The 17,140-nt window shown below is 70.7% G+C and carries 17 protein-coding genes and 1 tRNA gene; 10 read left to right on the top strand and 8 right to left on the bottom strand.

Annotated elements, in window-relative coordinates:
- Positions 1-33: 33 nt before the first annotated feature.
- Genes ACY1JX_RS05830 through ACY1JX_RS05810 form a run of 5 tightly spaced genes read left to right on the top strand, consistent with a single transcriptional unit; the run spans position 34 to position 8,000 of the window.
- Positions 34-3,735, top strand: coding sequence for a nitrate reductase subunit alpha (locus ACY1JX_RS05830; RefSeq protein ID WP_462565515.1), 3,702 nt, complete (start codon positions 34-36; stop codon positions 3,733-3,735).
- Positions 3,735-5,399, top strand: a complete 1,665-nt coding sequence (gene narH / locus ACY1JX_RS05825; protein WP_286929501.1) for a nitrate reductase subunit beta — start codon at positions 3,735-3,737, stop codon at positions 5,397-5,399. Before ACY1JX_RS05830 ends, narH begins: the two co-directional genes overlap by 1 nt.
- Positions 5,396-6,025, top strand: coding sequence for a nitrate reductase molybdenum cofactor assembly chaperone (gene narJ, locus ACY1JX_RS05820; protein ID WP_286929502.1), 630 nt, complete (start codon positions 5,396-5,398; stop codon positions 6,023-6,025). The genes narH and narJ overlap by 4 nt, the downstream gene beginning before the upstream one ends.
- Positions 6,025-6,786: a respiratory nitrate reductase subunit gamma gene (gene narI, locus ACY1JX_RS05815; RefSeq protein WP_181755120.1), complete on the top strand. Its 762-nt coding sequence runs from the start codon at positions 6,025-6,027 to the stop codon at positions 6,784-6,786. Before narJ ends, narI begins: the two co-directional genes overlap by 1 nt.
- A complete protein-coding gene (locus ACY1JX_RS05810) occupies positions 6,783-8,000 on the top strand; it encodes an MFS transporter (protein WP_286929503.1) in 1,218 nt (405 codons plus the stop codon). The genes narI and ACY1JX_RS05810 overlap by 4 nt, the downstream gene beginning before the upstream one ends.
- Here ACY1JX_RS05810 and ACY1JX_RS05805 read toward each other — a convergent pair.
- The 3 genes from ACY1JX_RS05805 to ACY1JX_RS05795 form a co-directional block, all read right to left on the bottom strand.
- Positions 7,972-9,546 (bottom strand): SLC13 family permease, encoded by a 1,575-nt coding sequence (locus tag ACY1JX_RS05805; RefSeq protein WP_462565514.1) that lies wholly within the window; start codon positions 9,544-9,546, stop codon positions 7,972-7,974. The two genes, ACY1JX_RS05810 and ACY1JX_RS05805, sit on opposite strands and share 29 nt — an antisense overlap.
- Positions 9,547-9,620: 74 nt before the next feature.
- The gene (locus ACY1JX_RS05800) at positions 9,621-9,941 is read right to left on the bottom strand and encodes a DUF503 domain-containing protein (RefSeq protein ID WP_286929504.1); all 321 of its coding nucleotides are present in this window, start codon (positions 9,939-9,941) and stop codon (positions 9,621-9,623) included.
- A gap of 10 nt (positions 9,942-9,951) precedes the next feature.
- On the bottom strand, positions 9,952-10,515 hold the full coding sequence (locus ACY1JX_RS05795; protein ID WP_286929505.1) for a TetR/AcrR family transcriptional regulator: 564 nt from the start codon (positions 10,513-10,515) through the stop codon (positions 9,952-9,954).
- Positions 10,516-10,552: 37 nt separating this feature from the next.
- On the opposite strand from ACY1JX_RS05795, the gene ACY1JX_RS05790 reads away from it, so the two are divergent.
- Together ACY1JX_RS05790 and nhaA are read left to right on the top strand one after the other, a co-directional pair.
- Complete coding sequence (locus tag ACY1JX_RS05790) at positions 10,553-11,026, top strand: PaaI family thioesterase (RefSeq protein WP_462565513.1); 474 nt, start codon at positions 10,553-10,555, stop codon at positions 11,024-11,026.
- Between the two features lie 85 nt (positions 11,027-11,111).
- Positions 11,112-12,362, top strand: a complete 1,251-nt coding sequence (gene nhaA, locus ACY1JX_RS05785; protein WP_462565512.1) for a Na+/H+ antiporter NhaA — start codon at positions 11,112-11,114, stop codon at positions 12,360-12,362.
- 1 nt (position 12,363) lies between these two features.
- Here the strand turns inward: nhaA and ACY1JX_RS05780 are convergent, their stop codons facing one another.
- Entirely contained in the window at positions 12,364-12,669 is a 306-nt protein-coding gene (locus ACY1JX_RS05780) for a hypothetical protein (protein WP_286929507.1), read from the bottom strand.
- Positions 12,666-13,121 carry a MarR family winged helix-turn-helix transcriptional regulator gene (locus ACY1JX_RS05775; RefSeq protein WP_181755145.1) on the bottom strand — a complete coding sequence of 152 codons (456 nt, stop codon included), beginning with the start codon at positions 13,119-13,121 and terminating at the stop codon, positions 12,666-12,668. Before ACY1JX_RS05775 ends, ACY1JX_RS05780 begins: the two co-directional genes overlap by 4 nt.
- 77 nt (positions 13,122-13,198) lie before the next feature.
- Here ACY1JX_RS05775 and ACY1JX_RS05770 point away from each other — a divergent pair, with 77 nt between their 5' ends.
- Positions 13,199-13,441 (top strand): helix-turn-helix domain-containing protein, encoded by a 243-nt coding sequence (locus ACY1JX_RS05770; protein ID WP_181755146.1) that lies wholly within the window; start codon positions 13,199-13,201, stop codon positions 13,439-13,441.
- Between the two features lies 1 nt (position 13,442).
- Positions 13,443-13,709 carry an acylphosphatase gene (locus ACY1JX_RS05765; protein WP_181755147.1) on the top strand — a complete coding sequence of 89 codons (267 nt, stop codon included), beginning with the start codon at positions 13,443-13,445 and terminating at the stop codon, positions 13,707-13,709.
- 43 nt (positions 13,710-13,752) lie between these two features.
- On the opposite strand, the gene ACY1JX_RS05760 is transcribed toward ACY1JX_RS05765, so the two are convergent.
- Positions 13,753-13,828 (bottom strand) — tRNA-Lys (locus ACY1JX_RS05760).
- Between the two features lie 72 nt (positions 13,829-13,900).
- Here ACY1JX_RS05760 and ACY1JX_RS05755 point away from each other — a divergent pair.
- A complete protein-coding gene (locus tag ACY1JX_RS05755) occupies positions 13,901-14,629 on the top strand; it encodes a dienelactone hydrolase family protein (protein ID WP_462565511.1) in 729 nt (242 codons plus the stop codon).
- On the opposite strand, the gene ACY1JX_RS05750 is transcribed toward ACY1JX_RS05755, so the two are convergent.
- Complete coding sequence (locus ACY1JX_RS05750; RefSeq protein ID WP_462565510.1) at positions 14,626-16,134, bottom strand: phytoene desaturase family protein; 1,509 nt, start codon at positions 16,132-16,134, stop codon at positions 14,626-14,628. The two genes, ACY1JX_RS05755 and ACY1JX_RS05750, sit on opposite strands and share 4 nt — an antisense overlap.
- 35 nt (positions 16,135-16,169) lie before the next feature.
- On the bottom strand, positions 16,170-17,117 hold the full coding sequence (locus tag ACY1JX_RS05745) for a hypothetical protein (RefSeq protein ID WP_462565509.1): 948 nt from the start codon (positions 17,115-17,117) through the stop codon (positions 16,170-16,172).
- Positions 17,118-17,140 lie beyond the last annotated feature (23 nt).

The raw sequence follows: 17,140 nt of genomic DNA, 5'->3' as shown, positions 1-17,140 counted from the left end.
CGTGTGACCCACCCGAGAGACTTGGTTGGGATCATGGCGAAGCCTCCCGATGGCCCCGCAAGCGCTGCACTGCTGCGAACCGGCCGGTTCTTCACGCGATGGGACGAGACGGACGACGGCAGGGCGGTGTTCCGCGAGGGTGGTCGTCGCGGCGACGTCTTCTACCGCGACCGCTGGAGCCACGACAAGGTCGTGAGGTCCACCCACGGCGTGAACTGCACGGGCTCGTGCTCCTGGAAGATCTACGTCAAGGACGGGATCATCACGTGGGAGGCCCAGCAGACCGACTACCCCTCCGTCGGACCCGATCGCCCCGAGTACGAGCCGCGCGGCTGCCCTCGGGGCGCTGCCTTCTCTTGGTACACCTACTCGCCGACCCGCGTGCGCTACCCGTACTCCCGCGGCGTGCTGCTCGAGATGTACCGCGAGGCCAAGGAGCGCCTCGGCGATCCGGTGCTGGCGTGGGCCGACGTGGTCGGCGACCCCGAGCGCCGGCGCCGCTACCAGCAGGCGCGCGGCAAGGGTGGCTTCGTCCGCACGAACTGGACCGAAGCCGTCGAGATGGTCGCCGCCGCGCAGGTGCACACGATCAAGGAGCACGGTCCCGACCGGATCGCGACCTTCAGCCCCATCCCGGCGATGTCGATGGTGTCGCACGCCGTGGGCGCCCGCTTCACGCACCTGCTCGGTGGCGCGATGACGTCGTTCTACGACTGGTACGCCGACCTCCCCGTGGCGAGCCCCCAGGTGTTCGGCGACCAGACCGACGTACCCGAGTCGGGCGACTGGTGGGACTCGACGTACCTGATGATGTGGGGCTCGAACGTCCCCGTGACCCGCACGCCGGACGCGCACTGGATGGCCGAGGTCCGCTACCGCGGCACCAAGGTCGTCACGATCAGTCCCGACTTCGCCGACAACACGAAGTTCGCCGACGAGTGGCTGCCCGCGCAGGCCGGCACCGACGGCGCCCTCGCGATGGCGATGACCCACGTCATCCTCAAGGAGTTCTTCGTCGAGCGCCGGGTGCCGTTCTTCGTCGACTACGTCCGGCAGTACACCGACCTGCCGTTCCTCATCACGCTCACGCCGAACGAGGAGCACGGCGGACTCGTGCCGGGCAAGTTCCTCACCGCGCGGGACCTCGGCGACGAGGCGCCCGAGGGCGCCTGGAAGACGGTCCTGATCGACGCCGCCACGGGCGAGCCGGTGGTCCCGAACGGCACGCTGGGCGACCGCTACTCCGAGTCGGGGGAGGGCAACTGGAATCTCGACCTCGAGGGCGTGACCCCGGCGCTGTCGCTGCGCGACGCGAAGCTCGAGCCTGACGCCGCCGAGGTGCTGCTGCCCTCGTTCGCGGGGCTCAACGGCGACGGGGAGGTGCTGCGTCGCGGCGTGCCGGTCACCCGCATCGGCGACCGGCTCGTCACCACCGTGTTCGACCTCATGCTGGCGCAGCACGGGGTGGGCCGCCCCGACCTGCCGGGCGAGTGGCCGGCCGGCTACGAGGACGCCGAGTCCCCGTACACGCCCGCCTGGCAGGCCGAGATCACGAGCGTCCCGGCCGAGGCGTGCCTGCGCATCGCGCGCGAGTTCGCCACGAACGCGGAGGAGTCCGGCGGCCGCTCGATGATCATCCTGGGCGCAGGTGTGTGCCAGTGGTTCCACGCCGACGCCACGTACCGGGCGATCCTGTCAATGCTGCTGCTGACGGGCTGCATGGGCCGCAACGGCGGCGGCTGGGCCCACTACGTCGGCCAGGAGAAGTGCCGTCCGATCACGGGCTGGATCTCGTTGGCCAACAACCTCGACTGGAGCCGCCCGCCGCGCACCATGACGGGTACCTCGTACTGGTACATGCACACCGACCAGTGGCGCACCGACGGCTACCGCGCCGACGCGCTCGCGTCGCCGCTGGCCGAGGGTCACCTCTCCGGCATGCACACCGCCGACACGATCGCCCAGTCGGCGCGGATGGGCTGGATGCCCTTCTACCCGCAGTTCGACCGCAACCCGCTCGATCTCGCGGACGAGGCGCAGGCGGCGGTGGATGCGGGCACCGCCACGGACGTCAACGACTACGTGGTGCAGCGGCTCAAGGACGGAACGCTGAGGTTCGCGATCGAGGACGTCGACGCGCCCGAGAACTGGCCGCGCACCCTCATGCTGTGGCGGTCGAACCTGTTCGGCTCCTCCGCGAAGGGCAACGAGTACTTCCTCAAGCACCTGCTCGGCACGCACTCGAACGCCGTGGCCGTCGACGGGGAGCCGGCCGTGCGCCCCAAGGACGTGGTCTGGCGCGAGCAGGCGCCCGAGGGCAAGCTCGACCTGCTCGTCTCCGCGGACTTCCGCATGACGTCGACCACCCTGCTCTCGGACGTCGTCTTCCCGGCCGCCACCTGGTACGAGAAGCACGACCTGTCCTCGACGGACATGCACCCGTTCGTGCACGCCTTCACGCCGGCGATCGACCCGCCGTGGGAGTCCAGGACGGACTTCGACCTCTTCCACCACGTCGCCCGCAAGTTCTCCGAGCTCGCGAGAACGCATCTGGGCGTCCGCAAGGACATCGTCGCCGTCCCGATGCAGCACGACACCCCGGGCGAGACCTCGCAGCCCGGCGGCGTGGTGCTGGACTGGAAGCGCGGCGACGTCGAGCCCATCCCGGGCCGCACGATGCCGGCGCTGCACGTCATCGAGCGCGACTACACGGCGGTGGCCGACAAGCTCAAGGCGATCGGCCCCCTCGCCGACCGGCTGGGCTTCGGCGTCAAGAACGTCACGTTCGACCTGTCGAAGGCGCTCGACATCCTCGCGAGGTCCGGCGGCGTGTTCGACTCGGGTCCCGCCGCGGGCCGCCCCGCGATCGACACGGACTCCAAGATGGCCGAGGCGATCCTGACGCTGTCGGGCACGACGAACGGCGAGCTGGCCACCCAGGGCTTCCACACGCTGGAGAAGCGGGTCGGCAAACGGCTCGCCGACCTCGCCGAGGGCTCGGAGGAGAAGCGGATCACGTTCGCCCAGACGCAGGCGGCACCCGTGCCCGTCATCACCTCCCCGGAGTGGTCGGGATCCGAGACCGGCGGACGGCGGTACGCGCCGTTCACGGTCAACGTCGAGCGGCTCAAGCCGTGGCACACGCTCACCGGGCGGATGCACTTCTTCCTCGACCACGACTGGATGCGCGACCTCGGCGAGGCGATGCCGATCTACCGGCCACCCCTGGACATGAGCCGGCTGTTCGGCGGGCCGCGCCTGGGCGACAACGGCGAGCGCGAGATCACGGTGCGCTACCTGACGCCGCACTCGAAGTGGTCGATCCACTCGGAGTACCAGGACAACCTGCTGATGCTGTCGCTCTCGCGCGGTGGTCCGACCGCGTGGCTGAGCCGGGAGGACGCCGCCGCGATCGGGGTCAGCGACAACGACTGGATCGAGTGCTCGAACCCGAACGGCGTGTTCGTGTGCCGGGCGATCGTGACGCACCGCCTCCCCGAGGGCGTGACCTTCGTCCACCACGCCCAGGAGCGCACGATCGACGTGCCGAAGTCGGAGTTCTCGGGCCGGCGCGGCGGCATCCACAACAGCGTGACCCGGGTGTTGGTCAAGCCGACGCACCTCATCGGCGGCTACGCGCAGCTGTCCTACGCGTTCAACTACCTCGGTCCCACCGGCAACCAGCGGGACATCATCGCGACGATCCGTCGCCGTTCGCAGGAGGTGACGTACTGATGCGTGTCATGGCCCAGATGGGCATGGTGATGAACCTCGACAAGTGCATCGGCTGCCACACGTGCTCCGTCACGTGCAAGCAGGCGTGGACGAATCGCGCGGGCACCGAGTACGTGTGGTTCAACAACGTGGAGACGCGGCCCGGACAGGGCTATCCGCGCCGCTACGAGGACCAGGAGCAGTGGAAGGGCGGCTGGGAGCTGAACGGCCGCGGCAACCTCGTGCTCAAGGCCGGCGGACGCCTGAAGAAGCTGTTCGGCATCTTCGCCAGCCCCGTCCAGCCCGAGCTGAGCGACTACTACGAGCCGTGGACGTACGACTACTCCACGCTCATCGACGCACCGCTCGGCGACGACTTCCCCGTGGCCCGGCCGAAGTCGCTCATCACGGGCGAGGACACCAAGATCTCGTGGTCGGCGAACTGGGACGACAACCTCGGCGGCACGAGCGAGCTGGGGCACCTCGACCCGATCGTGGAGAAGGTCCGCCGCGAGAGCGAGGACCGGATCACGTTCGAGTTCGAGCAGACCTTCATGTTCTACCTGCCGCGCATCTGCGAGCACTGCCTCAACCCGTCGTGCATGGCGTCGTGCCCGTCGGGTGCGATCTACAAGCGCGAGGAGGACGGCATCGTCCTGGTGGACCAGGACCGCTGCCGCGGCTGGCGCCAGTGCATCACCGGATGTCCGTACAAGAAGATCTACTTCAACCACAAGTCCGGCAAGGCCGAGAAGTGCACCTTCTGCTACCCGCGGATCGAGGTCGGCCTGCCGACCGTGTGCGCCGAGACGTGCGTGGGCCGGCTGCGCTACCTCGGGCTGTTCCTGTACGACGCCGACGCCGTGACGGACGCGGCGTCGACCCCCGATCCGCAGGACCTGTACGAGGCGCAGCTCGACCTCATGCTCGACCCGGACGATCCCGAGGTGGCGCGCGCCGCCCGCGAGCAGGGCATCCCCGACGACTGGATCGCCGCCGCCCGCCGGTCGCCGGTCTACGCGCTGGCCAAGAAGTACCGGGTCGCGCTGCCGCTGCATCCGGAGTACCGCACGATGCCGATGGTCTGGTACGTCCCGCCGCTGTCGCCGATCGTCGACCTGCTGCGCGAGCAGGGCCACGACGCGGAGGCGCCCGCGACGCTGTTCGGCGCGATCGACGCGCTGAGGATCCCGGTGGAGTACCTCGCCGAGCTCTTCACCGCCGGCGACACCCAGGTCATCACCGAGGTGCTCAACAAGCTCGCGGCGATGCGGTCGTACATGCGCGACGTCAGCCTGGGCCGCGAGGGCGACGCGTCGATCCCCGAGGCCGTCGGGATGACCGAGGAGTCGATGTACGAGATGTACCGGCTGATGGCCATCGCGAAGTACGAGGAGCGCTACGTCATCCCGAAGGCGCACGCCGAGCAGGCGCACGACCTCGAGGAGCTCGGCTGCTCGCTCGACTTCGACGAGGGCCCCGGGATGGGCGGCTCGGGTCCGTTCGGCGAGGCCAGCGGCGGGCCCGTGCCGGTCGCGGTCGAGACCTTCCACGCGCTCAAGAACCGCCAGGAGGGCGACTCGCTGGCCAGCGACGACCAGCTGCGCGGCCGGGTCAACCTGCTGAACTGGGACGGCAACGGCACGCCCGCCGGGATGTTCCCCGACCGGGGCGCGGACGCGTGAGCGCGCGCATCGTCCACCAGGTCGCCTCGTGGGTGCTGTCCTACCCGCACGACGACGTGGTCGAGGCGCTCCCCGGACTCGCCGACGCCCTGCGCGAGCAGCGCCGGCCGACCGAGGCGGTGCGCGAGCTGCTCGCCGTCGTCGAGGCGCTCGCGCAGGTCCCGGCGGAGCAGCTGCGACACGACTACGTCGAGACGTTCGACCTGACCCGGCGGCACGCGCTGCACCTGTCCTACTGGACCGAGGGCGACACGCGGCGCCGCGGCGAGGTGCTGGCCGCGTTCAAGCAGGTCTACCGCGACAGCGGCCAGGTGGTCCGCCTGGACGGCGAGCTGCCCGACCACCTGCCGGTGGTCCTGGAGTTCGCGGCCGTCGTCGACCCCGAGACGGGCACCGCGCTGCTGCAGAAGTACCGCGCGAGCCTGGAGCTGCTGCGCATCGAGCTCGAGGACGACGCGTCGCCGTGGGCCGGAGCGGTGCGCGCCGTGTGCGCCACCCTGCCGGGTGCGTCGCCGCGCACGAGGACCGAGGCGATGGCGCTGGCCGGTCCGGTGCAGCCGGTCGAGTCGGTGGGACTGGAGCCGTACGACCCGCGGCTGCTGCCGCTGGCGGAAGGAGCGCGCTGATGGACGTCCTGCTCTGGGGCGTGCTGCCCTACGTCATGCTGGCCGTCCTCGTCGGCGGCACGATCTGGCGCTACCGCTACGACAAGTTCGGGTGGACGACGCGCTCGTCGCAGCTCTACGAGTCGCGGCTGCTGCGGATCGGCTCCCCGCTGTTCCACTTCGGCATCCTCATGGTCGCGATCGGGCACTTCGGCGGCCTCGTGATCCCCAAGAGCTGGACGGAGGCGCTCGGCGTCTCGCAGGACCTCTACCACTTCAACGCCCTGTTCTTCGGTGCGATCGCGGGGATCGCGACCCTCGCGGGCATCGTGCTGCTGATCTACCGCCGTCGCACCACCGGTCCCGTCTTCATGGCCACGACGACGAACGACAAGGTCATGTACGTCGTGCTCGTCTCCGCCATCGTGCTGGGACTGTGGACCACCCTCGTGTCGGTCGGCGCCGGGCACGACGCGCACGACTACCGCGAGACGGTCTCGCCGTGGTTCCGGTCGATCTTCGCCCTCCAGCCGAACGTCGACGCGATGGCGGCGGCGCCGTACCAGTTCCACATCCACGTCCTGGTCGGGATGCTGCTGTTCACGATCTGGCCGTTCACCCGGCTGGTCCACGCCTTCACGGCGCCCCTGCACTACCTGTTCCGTCCCTACATCGTCTACCGCAGTCGCGACGTGGGACGCAGCGCCGGGGCCCGCGCCCCGCGGGCCGGATGGGACCCCGTCGGCACACGCGACAACGCACGCGGAAGGAGATCACGATGAGCGATCAGCAGCACCAGCTCGAGGCCGGCCGGGGGAGGAACCTGGCCCTGGCCACCCTCGCTTTCACGATCAGCTTCTGGGCGTGGAACGTCATCGGGCCGCTGGGCGTGCGCTACGCCGAGCAGCTCGACCTCACCGCCAACGAGAAGTCGCTGTTGGTGGCGACGCCCGTCCTGGTCGGCTCGCTCGGGCGCATCCTCGCCGGAGCGATGACCGACCGCTTCGGCGGCCGGATCATGTTCCCCGTCCTGATGATCGTGTCGGCTCCCTTCGTGCTGCTCGTCGCCTTCGCCGGCGACCGGGGGTCGTACCCCCTCCTGCTGGTGTTCGGGTTCTTCCTCGGCATCGCGGGCACGACGTTCGCGGTGGGCATCCCGTTCGTCAACGCATGGTTCGACAAGCCGCGACGAGGCTTCGCCACCGGCGTCTTCGGAGCGGGCATGGGCGGCACGGCGCTCTCGTCGTTCTTCACCCCGCGGATGGTGGAGTGGTTCGGCTACGGGCTCACGCACGTGCTGATCGCGGCGGCGCTGGTCGCGGTGGCGGTGCTGTCGTGGGTGATGATGCGCGACTCGCCAGCCTGGACCGCCAACAGCGACCCGGTCGCGCCCAAGCTGGTCGCTGCCCTGAAGCTGCCGATCACGTGGCAGATGTCGTTCCTCTACGCCGTGACCTTCGGCGGCTTCGTCGCCTTCTCGACCTACCTGCCGACCTACCTGAAGGACGTGTACGACTTCGACCTGGCCGCCGCGGGCACGCGCACCGCGGGGTTCGCGCTGGCTGCCGTGGCCGCGCGTCCGCTCGGCGGCACCCTGTCGGACAAGCTCGGCCCGAAGGTCGTCACCGGCGTCTCGCTGGTGGGCACCGTCGTGATGGCCGGCGTGGTGGCCCTGCAGCCCGTGCCCGAGATTCCCGCCGGCGCCTCGTTCATCCTGCTGGCGCTCTTCCTCGGCCTCGGTACCGGCGCCGTCTTCGCGTGGGTCGCGCAGCTGGCACCGCCGGAGCGGGTCGGCAGCGTGACGGGGATCGTCGGCGCCGCCGGTGGCCTCGGCGGGTTCTTCCCGCCGCTCGTGATGGGCGCGACGTACGACGCCGAGGACCACAGCTACACGATCGGGCTGGTGCTGCTCATGGCCGTCGCCCTGGCCGCGTTCGTGTTCTCCCAGTGGGGGATCCGCAAGCGCGTCAGCCGATCCCCAGCAGGTTCGCCATGACGGTGACGCCCGTGACGATGATGACGATGCCGATGACGTCGAACACGATGCCCGAGCGCAGCATCTTGGTGATCGGGACCATTCCGGTGCCGTAGACGATCGCGTTCGGCGGCGTCGACACCGGCAGCATGAACCCGAACGACGCGCCGAAGATGGCGGCCAGCACGGGGATCGCCGGGTTCACGTCGGCCGCGAGCGCCAGCTGGGCGGCGATCGGCGCGACCACCACGACGCTGGCGGTGTTGCTCGTCGTCTCGCTGATGATCACGGCGATGACGGTGGCCAGGATCGTGATGCCGACGAGCGTCTCGGTGCCCAGCAGGTCGCCCAGGGAGGTGCCCATCGTCTCGGCCAGACCCGTGGACGACAGCAGCCCGCCGAGGGCGATGCCGCTGCCGAACAGGATGATCGTGCCCCAGTCGATCTTGACCGCGTCGTTCCAGTTCAGGGTGAACTCGCGCTTCTCCCAGTTCAGCGGCAGCAGGAAGAGCAGCGAGGCCGCGAAGATCGCCACGGCGCCCTCGTCGAGGTGCTCCAGCAGCCAGTCGTAGGTGGCGGACTCGCCGCCCGTGACCAGGCCGACCGCGCCCGGCAGGATCCAGAGGGTGACCGCGACGCCGAACGCGATGAGGGTGTTGCGACCGCCCGTGCCCATCGAGCCGAGCTTCTCGCGCTCCTCGGTGATGTAGCCCTCGACGCCCTCCACGTGCTTGAGCTCGGGCTTGTTGAGTCGCACCAGCAGCACGCACAGGACGGCGAACATCACCAAGACGAGCGGGAACGCCAGGAGCATCCACTGGAAGAACGGGATGACGATGTCCAGCTCCTCCTCCAGGTAGGCCCGGCCGATGAGGTTGGGCGGGCTGCCCACCGGGGTGAGCAGGCCGCCGACGCTCGCGCTGTAGGCGACCATGAGCATCAGCGCGGTGGCGAACCGGAGCCGCTGGGGGTTCACGTCGACGTCGCCGTCACCGCTGCGGCGCATCGCCGAGGCCATGAATCCGACGATGCCGGCGGCGATCGGCATCATCATCGCGGCGGTGGCGGTGTTGGAGACGAAGCCGCTCAGCACGGCCGTGATCACGCCGAACGCCACCACGATGCGCGTCGTCGACCGGGCGATCCCGGGCAGGTTCAGGATGCCGAACGCGAAGCGCCGGTCGAGCCCGTGCTTGCTCATCGACTCGGCCAGGATGAAGCCGCCGATGAAGACGAAGATCGTGCTGTTGCCGAAGGAGCCGAAGACGTCGTCGGCCGGGGCGATCCCCAGCGCGATGACCGCCGCCATCGCCAGCATGGCCGTGACCGGGATCGGGATGGCCTCGCAGATCCAGTAGACGGCCACCCAGGCCAGGACGCCCGCCAGCCGCTGGGCCGGCTCGTCGAGCGAGCTGCACGCGAGGTAGACCACGATCGCCAGGACGGGCCCGGCGAACAGGCCGGTGGTGCGGCGGATGCGCTCGAACCGCTGCTCCGCCGGACTCAAGGTCTCCTGCACCTCGTCGAACGTGCGGTAGGTGGTCGGTCGTTCCTCGGCCGTGCTCATCGCGCCCCCTGCAGGTGGTGATCGGAGTCACATGCAGCCTAGGGAGGCCCACCGGGTTGCGCGAACGCAGCGGCTCAGCCGAACGGCAGCTCGCCCTGGTCGTCCTCGTCGTCGGCGCTGCTCGCCAGGTGGCGGTGGGCCTGGAGGATCTCGACCTCGGGCCGGTCGGCCATCCAGCGCTCGACGGAGTCCAGCACCTCCACCACGTGGGACCGGTCGATCGACACGAGGGAGCCGCCGATCCCGGCGCGGCGGTACAGGTCCAAGGAGTCCGTCTCGGCCGCGGACACCGAGAACCGCCGCCGCAGCTCGTTGACGATGGGTCGCACGATCGCGCGCTTCTCCTTCAGGGAGTGCACGTCACCCAGTCGCAGATCGAACTCGATCCATCCCACCCACACAGGCTCAGTGTGGCAGCAGGTCGTCGACGAACCGGTGCAGGTGCGTGCGCAGGTCCTCGAGGGGCTGCACGGTGCGCAGGGCACGCGCGGTCAGGATGGCACCCTCGATGGCGCTGATCTGGAAGCGCGCGAACGCCGTCGCGGCCTCCGGCTCGGCACCGGCCGCGACCAGGCGGTCGGCGAACGATCTGGTCCACGTGGCGAACGCCTCGGCCGCGGCCTCGACCACCTCCGGGTACTCGCTGCCGGCGAGTGCGGCGGCCGCGACGGGGCAGCCCAGCGCGAAGTCGTGCCGCTGCAGCTGGCGGATCCACCAGTCGATGCGGCGGTCGAGATGGGCGTGCGGATCGGTCGCCTCGTCGGAGCGGACGATGAACTCGCCGGCCCGCCGCGTCGCCGCCGCGACCAGCTCGGCCTTGCCACCGGGGAAGTGCTGGTAGATCGACTGCCGTGCCGTGCCGCTCGTGTGGAGCAGCTCGGCGATGCCGGTGCCCTGGACGCCGTGGCGGCGCAGCGAGGTGATCGTGGCGTCGAGGAGCCGCTCGCGAGGGGAGGGGCGGGAGGCCATGTGGACACAGTAGACCGATCGGTCTACATTGACCAGCATGAGTGCCCCCGGCCTGACCGATGACCAGCTCGCCGCCATGTCCCGCATGAGCGGCCTGGAGTTCCTGCGGTTCGCGTTCGCGCTGCCGAGCGACCAGCGTCCCGCCGTGATCGGCGACCTGTTCGGGATGCGGATCGTGTCGCTGGAGGAGGGGACCGCCTCGTTCTCGATCCAGTCCCTGCCCACCGCCGCCAACCCCTTGGGCACGCTGCACGGCGGTGCGTGCGCCACGCTGCTCGACTCCGTCATGGGGTGTTCGGTCCACACGACGCTCGGTGCCGGCGTCGGGTACGGCACGCTCGAGCTCAAGGTCAACTACATCCGCACGGTCCCCGTCGACGGCCGCACGCTGACCGGCACCGGGAACGTGATCCACGTGGGCCGCAGCACGGCCACGGCGGAGGGCAAGGTGCTCGACGAGAACGGCAAGCTCGTCGCCCACGGCACCACCACCTGCATGATCTACTCCTGACCCCGTGCCTCGCGCCCGTTAGGGTGGTGTCAGGTGTGCCGGGAAGTCTGGTCGGCGTCCTGCCGCCGACCCCTCGAGGAAACCCATGAGCTCACCTGGTCTGTTCACCCGCGGAAGCTGGCCCGAGGCCTCCCGCGTCGCCGACGTGCTGCGCCGCGAGACGGTCGGCGGGACGATCCTGCTGGTCGCCGCGGTCGCGGCTCTCGTCCTGGCGAACTCGCCGTGGTCCGATGCGTACTTCGACCTGGCGGAGACGCGCATCGGTCCGGCCTCCCTGCACCTGGACCTCACGGTCTCGGCGTGGGCGGCGGACGGGCTGCTGGCCATCTTCTTCTTCGTGGTGGGACTCGAGCTCAAGCGGGAGTTCGTCGCCGGCGACCTGCGCGACCCGCGCCGCGCGATGCTGCCCGTCGTCGCGGCGGTGGGCGGCATGATCGCCCCTGCCCTCATCTTCGTGGCGATCAACGCCGGCCACGGGACCACGCACGGCTGGGCCATCCCGACCGCGACCGACATCGCCTTCGCGGTGGCGGTCCTGGCGGTGCTGGGCACGTACCTGCCGCTGGCCCTGCGCACCTTCCTGCTGACGCTCGCCGTGGTCGACGACCTCCTGGCGATCACCGTGATCGCGGTGTTCTACACCGCCGAGCTGGACCTGGCCATGCTCGCCGCGGCCTTCATCCCGCTGCTGGCCTTCGCGGTCGTCGCCCGCCGCGCGCCGAACTGGTGGTGGCTGCTGATCCCGCTTGCCGTGGTGACGTGGGTGCTCATGCACGAGTCGGGCGTCCACGCGACCGTCGCGGGCGTGCTGCTCGGCTTCACCGTCCCGGCGCACGGCCACCACAGCGTCGCGGAGCGGATGGAGCACCGCGTCCGGCCGGTGTCCACGGGGTTCGCCGTGCCGGTGTTCGCCTTCTTCGCCGCCGGGGTGGCGGTGTCGGGGGAGGTGCTCTCGGGGGCGTTCGACTCGCCGGTGACGTGGGGCATCGTCCTGGGTCTCGTGCTCGGCAAGCCGATCGGCATCGTCGGCAGCTCCATGCTGCTGTCGGCCACGACACGCGCCCAGCTGGACCCGAGCATCCGCTGGATCGACGTGATCGGGGTGGCGATGCTCGCGGGGATCGGCTTCACCGTCTCGCTGCTGATCGGCGACCTGGCCTTCGTCGACGAGGGCCGCGAGGAGTACGTGAAGATCGGCGTCCTGCTCGGCTCGCTCGTCGCGGCCGCGCTCGCGGCGGTGGTGCTGCGGGCGAGGAACCGCCACTACCGCGAGGTCGAGGAGCAGGAGTCGCGCGACGACGACGCCGACGGCGTCCCCGACGCGTTCCAGCGCTGAGTCAGAGCACCCAGACGAAGCCGGCCACGCAGAACGACAGCAGCAGCACGAGCCACGGAGTGGTGCGCCAGCTGATCGGCGGCTTGTCGAGGATCACCACGGTGACGCCGTAGATGATCAGCGCCAGCGGCACCGAGACCACCAGCAGGATGATCTGGTCGCTGCGCCGGTCGGCCCCGAGGGCGTAGGCGGCGCCGATCGCGCCGAACAGGCCGTGGATCGACGTGACCACCCAGGTGATCGCCATGATCCGGCGTCGGACGATGTTGAGGGACTCCTCCGAGGCGTCGGGGAGGCGCTGGCTCATGCCGTGGTCCTTTCGTGGGCGCGGTCGGCCCGCTCGATGAGTTCGTGCAGCCACCGGTTGACCTGCTCCAGCTCGGCGACGTCCATGTCGAACCGGTCGAGCATCGTGGCCGGGACCGCGAGGGCTCGCTCGCGCAGCGCCCGGCCCTCGGGCGTCACGGTGAGGGCGAAGGCGCGGTCGTCACCGGCGCGGCGGTCGCGGCGGACGAGGCCGGATGCCTCGAGGCGCTTGACGAGGGGAGAGACGGTGGCCGGCTCGAGGCGCAGCACGTCGCTCAGGCCGCGCAGCGTCAGCCCGTCGTTCTCCCACAGCGCAAGCATCACGAGGTACTGCGGGTGCGTGAGGCCCAACGGCTCGAGGACGTCGCGGTAGCAGCCGATCACGGTGCGCGACGCCACGGACAGCGCGAAGCAGACCTGCTCGTCGAGGGACAGCGGATTCGGGGCGGCCATGCCGTCAGTGTACTAATGGTTCGTGCACTCACGAAATCCCCCGTGCGGTTGGCCCCCGGGGGTCGTAGGTTGACCCCATGGCCTTCCGCCACCGTCGTGAGTACGACGAAACCGTGCCGCAGGCACTCCGTGCCGCGCGTGAGTCGTACGACGCCGCCTCGGCCGAGTACGAGGAGGCGATCACCCGCGCGAGGCGCGAGTGGGCCGCCGCCCTGGCGACTGCCATCGAGGCGGGCATGTCCTACCAGGAGATCGCCGACGAGGTCGGCGTCTCGCACACCAGCATCAGCCGGGCGATCAAGCAGTACGGCTCGACCTGACATGAGGCGCGTCGGCGTCGTGGTGCGCGGGACCGTCCAGGGCGTGGGCTACCGCTTCAGCCTGCGCGTGGTGGCCGAACGCGCAGGCGTGTCGGGTTGGGTCCGCAACCGCGCCGACGGCAGCGTCGAGGCCGAGCTCCAGGGCGCGCCCTCGGCGGTGGACACGGTGCTGGCGTGGATGGCGGAGGGGCCGCCCGGCGCCCGGGTGGACTCCCGCGACGTCACCGACCTCCAGCCCGAGGGCACGCAAGGCTTCGAGGTGCGCTGAGCCACCAACGTCAAAGGCCCCGGCGAACCGGGGCCTTCGACATTGGTACACCCCCTCGGACTCGAACCGAGAACCCATTGATTAAGAGTCAATTGCTCTGCCAATTGAGCTAGGGGTGCTCGCGCGCTGCGCGATCACCAACTCTACCGCATACCTTCACGCGACATGAAATCGAGTGCCATGCTTCCGCCATGACAGCGCTCGCACGGTGGGACCAGGGCACGTTCACGCACGACGGGATCACCCACGAGACGTGGCGCCAGGGCAGCGGGCCGGGTGTCGTGGTGATCCACGAGATCCCCGGGATGACGCCCGAGGTCATCGCCTTCGGGCAGGAGCTCGTCGACCACGGGTTCACCGTGGTGATGCCGCAGCTGTTCGGCGAGCCGGGTCGGCCGATGACCGCGGGGTACACCGTGAAGTCCCTCGTGCGGGGGTGCGTCAGCAAGGAGTTCGCCGCGCTGGCACTGCGCCGGACCGCGCCGGTGACCCGCTGGCTGGCCGCGCTGGCGAGCGACCTGCACGGCTCGGTGGGCGGACCGGGGGTCGGCGCGGTGGGGATGTGCTTCACGGGCGGATTCGCGCTGGCGATGATGGTGGACGACGCGGTCGTCGCGCCCGTGCTGGCCCAGCCGTCGGCGCCGTTCCCGATCACGCCTGCCCGCTCGCGCGACCTCGGGCTGTCTCCTGCCGACCGCGAGACCGTCGTGGGGCGCGTGAACGCCGGCTGTCCCGTCCTGGGCCTGCGATTCGAGGACGATCCCGCGGTGGGCCGCCGCTTCGAGGTGCTCCACGAGGAGCTGGGGGAGAACTTCACCGCGGTCGAGTTCCCGGGCCGTCGGCACAGCACCCTGACCCTGCACCGGCAGGAGCGCGGGGTCCGCGCCGTCCTGGACTTCCTCGACGGGCGCCTGCGCTAGGAGAGCAGCGCCTGCGCGGCGTTGTGGCCGCCCAGTCCGCTGACCGCGCCACCGCGCCGCGTCCCGCTGCCGCACAGCAGCACGCGCGGGTGCGCGGTCGCCACGCCCCAGCGCTGGGCGGGGGAGTGGGGACGCTCGTCCTCCTCGAGCCACGGCCACGTGAGGTCGCCGTGGAAGATGTGCCCGCCCGGCATCCACAGCTCGTGCTCGATCTCGGTGGGGGTCTTGGCCTCCAGGCCGAGGATGAGGGGCTCGATCGGCTCGGCCAGGTGGGCGTCGAGGGCGGCGAGCACCCGCGCGACGGCCTCGTCCTTCGCGCCGGGCGCGTCGAGCACGCCCGGCGGCGTGTGCAGGCCGAAATAGGTGAGCGTCTGCGCGTCGGAGTCGCGCAGGTCGGCCCCGAGGATCGAGCGGTCGGTCAGGGTGTGGCAGTAGAACTCGCCCGTGGCCGGGGGCAGGTCGCCCGAGGCGGCGGTCGCCCACGCCCGCTGCAGCTGGTCGTAGGACTCGTCGAGGTGGAACGTGCCGGCGAACGCGACCGCCGGGTCGGCACCGGACTTGAGCGCCGGGAGGCGGGACAGCAGCAGGTTGAGCTTCAGCTGCGCGCCCGCGGGCTTGGCCGTGGGGGTGTGGCCGAGCAGCCGCTCGAGCACGTAGGGCGCCGCGCCGAAGAGCACGTGGTCGGCCCGCTCGACGAACCCGTCACCGCACACGGTCACGTCGACGTCACTCACGTCGATGCCGTCGACCTCGGAGTTGAGCCGGATCGTCGCGCCCGCCTCGGTGGCCACCCGGGCCAGCTCTGCGGTGACCGCGCCCATGCCGCCCACGGGCACCCGCCACTCGCCCGTGCCGTTGCCGATCAGGTGGTAGAGGAAGCAGCGGTTCTGCACCAGGGACAGGTCCTCGAGGGAGGCGAAGGTGCCGATGAGGGCGTCTGTGGCCACCACGCCGCGAACGACGTCGTCGGCGAAGCGACGCCGGATCGCCGTGCCGATCGGCTGCTCGACGAGGTCGGTCCAGATCGCCATCTCCACCCGGTCGCGCAGGTCCCCGATGTGGGGGAGCGGCTGCATCAGCGTGGGGGCGATCGCGTCGGCGAGCGTGCCGATCTCGGCGTAGAACCGGTTCCAGGCCTCGAGCTCGTCGTCGCCGCCGGTGAGCTCGGCGAACGAGGCCCGCGTGGCCTCCCCGGGCCGGGTCTCCACGAGCAGGCCGCCGTCGCGCCCGTCGCGGTGCCAGGGCGTGAAGGAGGCGGTGTCGCGCGACCGCAGCTCCAGCTCGAGGCCGAGGTCGTCGATCAGAGCCTGGGGGAACAGGCTCACGAGGTAGGAGAACCGCGAGAGACGCGCGTCGTGCTCGGCGAACGGCGCGCCGCTGACGGCGGCACCGCCGACGCGCCCGAGCCGCTCCAGCACCAGCACCTCGACACCCGCCCGGGCGAGCAGCGCCGCCGCCACCAGTCCGTTGTGTCCCGCTCCGACGATGACGACGCGTTCGGCCATGCCTCACCCTATGACGCCTCGGGGCCGGACTTGCGTCATACGGATCGGTCGCCCGCACCACCGCTTCGTATGACGTCCGGCGCGGGCCGCCAGCCACCTCGCACGAGCGCCTCCCTGACCTGCGCCAGGAACTCGTGGGGCGCGACCCGGAGGCCGAGGTTCGGCACGCGGATGACGGTGGAGCGGTGCAGCACCAAGTGGTTCTGGCGCAACGCGTCGTCCACCATGACCGGTGCGCTGGAGTGCTGCACTCCGTCGACCTCGACGACCACGCCGTACTCGGACCACTCGACGTCGAGGTACGCCGAGCCCCGCGCGGTCCGGCGCGGTGCCTGACGGGTGGGCTCGGGCAGCCCCTGCTCGCGGCACAGGCGGGCGAAGTCGAGCTCGCCGAGCGCACGCACGCCGTCGACCAGCTGCGTGGAGACGTCGAGCAACAGCCGGCGGCGCGCGTGGCGCCGGATGTCCAGTGCCGCCCGAGCCACGTCCTCGGCCCGGCAGAGTCGCTGCTGGACGCTCGCGGTCAGGAAGAACGCCGCCTGCCGGTCCGAGCGGGCCCACAGGGCGGCGCGTACCGCCGCGATCTCGGCGCGGACGCGGGGGAGACCCGGACCGGCCAGGTCCCGCCGGGTGAGCAGACGGGTCTGCCGGAGCGTCACGCCGGCGATCCTCGGTGTGCGGGCGCCGCGCGGCACCGACACGCGGACGGTCTCGACGTCGACGCCGGTGAGGCCGGCCGCCTGGAGCGCGGAGACGCCATCGAGCATCGACCGGGGGCCGGCCTCGATGACAGCGCGCCACCACACCGCCCGCAGGGGCAGCGGCCCCGAGTGCAAGGCGATCGCGTGCCGTCCCCACGACCGCCACCGACCGGCCTCGAGCTGTGCTCGCAGGGTGGCGCGTGTGACTCCCGCGGCGAACAGCTGGCGACGGCTCACCACCTGCTCCTGCGCGGTGGCCGTGGCGTGCAGGCTCTGATCCATCCCGTGAGGGTGGCGCTTCCAAC

The organism is Aeromicrobium sp. JP4, assembly GCF_054957925.1.
This window is presented reverse-complemented; position numbering and strand designations above follow the sequence as displayed.

Coding starts and splice junctions, on each gene's coding strand:
- ACY1JX_RS05805 (WP_462565514.1), bottom strand. CDS start 9,546: ATGAGCACGGCCGAGGAACGACCGACCACCTACCGCACGTTCGACGAG.
- ACY1JX_RS05770 (WP_181755146.1), top strand. CDS start 13,199: ATGGCCTTCCGCCACCGTCGTGAGTACGACGAAACCGTGCCGCAGGCA.
- ACY1JX_RS05755 (WP_462565511.1), top strand. CDS start 13,901: ATGACAGCGCTCGCACGGTGGGACCAGGGCACGTTCACGCACGACGGG.
- ACY1JX_RS05775 (WP_181755145.1), bottom strand. CDS start 13,121: ATGGCCGCCCCGAATCCGCTGTCCCTCGACGAGCAGGTCTGCTTCGCG.
- ACY1JX_RS05780 (WP_286929507.1), bottom strand. CDS start 12,669: ATGAGCCAGCGCCTCCCCGACGCCTCGGAGGAGTCCCTCAACATCGTC.
- ACY1JX_RS05750 (WP_462565510.1), bottom strand. CDS start 16,134: ATGGCCGAACGCGTCGTCATCGTCGGAGCGGGACACAACGGACTGGTG.
- narI (WP_181755120.1), top strand. CDS start 6,025: ATGGACGTCCTGCTCTGGGGCGTGCTGCCCTACGTCATGCTGGCCGTC.
- narH (WP_286929501.1), top strand. CDS start 3,735: ATGCGTGTCATGGCCCAGATGGGCATGGTGATGAACCTCGACAAGTGC.
- ACY1JX_RS05795 (WP_286929505.1), bottom strand. CDS start 10,515: ATGGCCTCCCGCCCCTCCCCTCGCGAGCGGCTCCTCGACGCCACGATC.
- ACY1JX_RS05830 (WP_462565515.1), top strand. CDS start 34: ATGGCGAAGCCTCCCGATGGCCCCGCAAGCGCTGCACTGCTGCGAACC.
- nhaA (WP_462565512.1), top strand. CDS start 11,112: ATGAGCTCACCTGGTCTGTTCACCCGCGGAAGCTGGCCCGAGGCCTCC.
- ACY1JX_RS05810 (WP_286929503.1), top strand. CDS start 6,783: ATGAGCGATCAGCAGCACCAGCTCGAGGCCGGCCGGGGGAGGAACCTG.
- ACY1JX_RS05745 (WP_462565509.1), bottom strand. CDS start 17,117: ATGGATCAGAGCCTGCACGCCACGGCCACCGCGCAGGAGCAGGTGGTG.
- ACY1JX_RS05765 (WP_181755147.1), top strand. CDS start 13,443: ATGAGGCGCGTCGGCGTCGTGGTGCGCGGGACCGTCCAGGGCGTGGGC.
- ACY1JX_RS05790 (WP_462565513.1), top strand. CDS start 10,553: ATGAGTGCCCCCGGCCTGACCGATGACCAGCTCGCCGCCATGTCCCGC.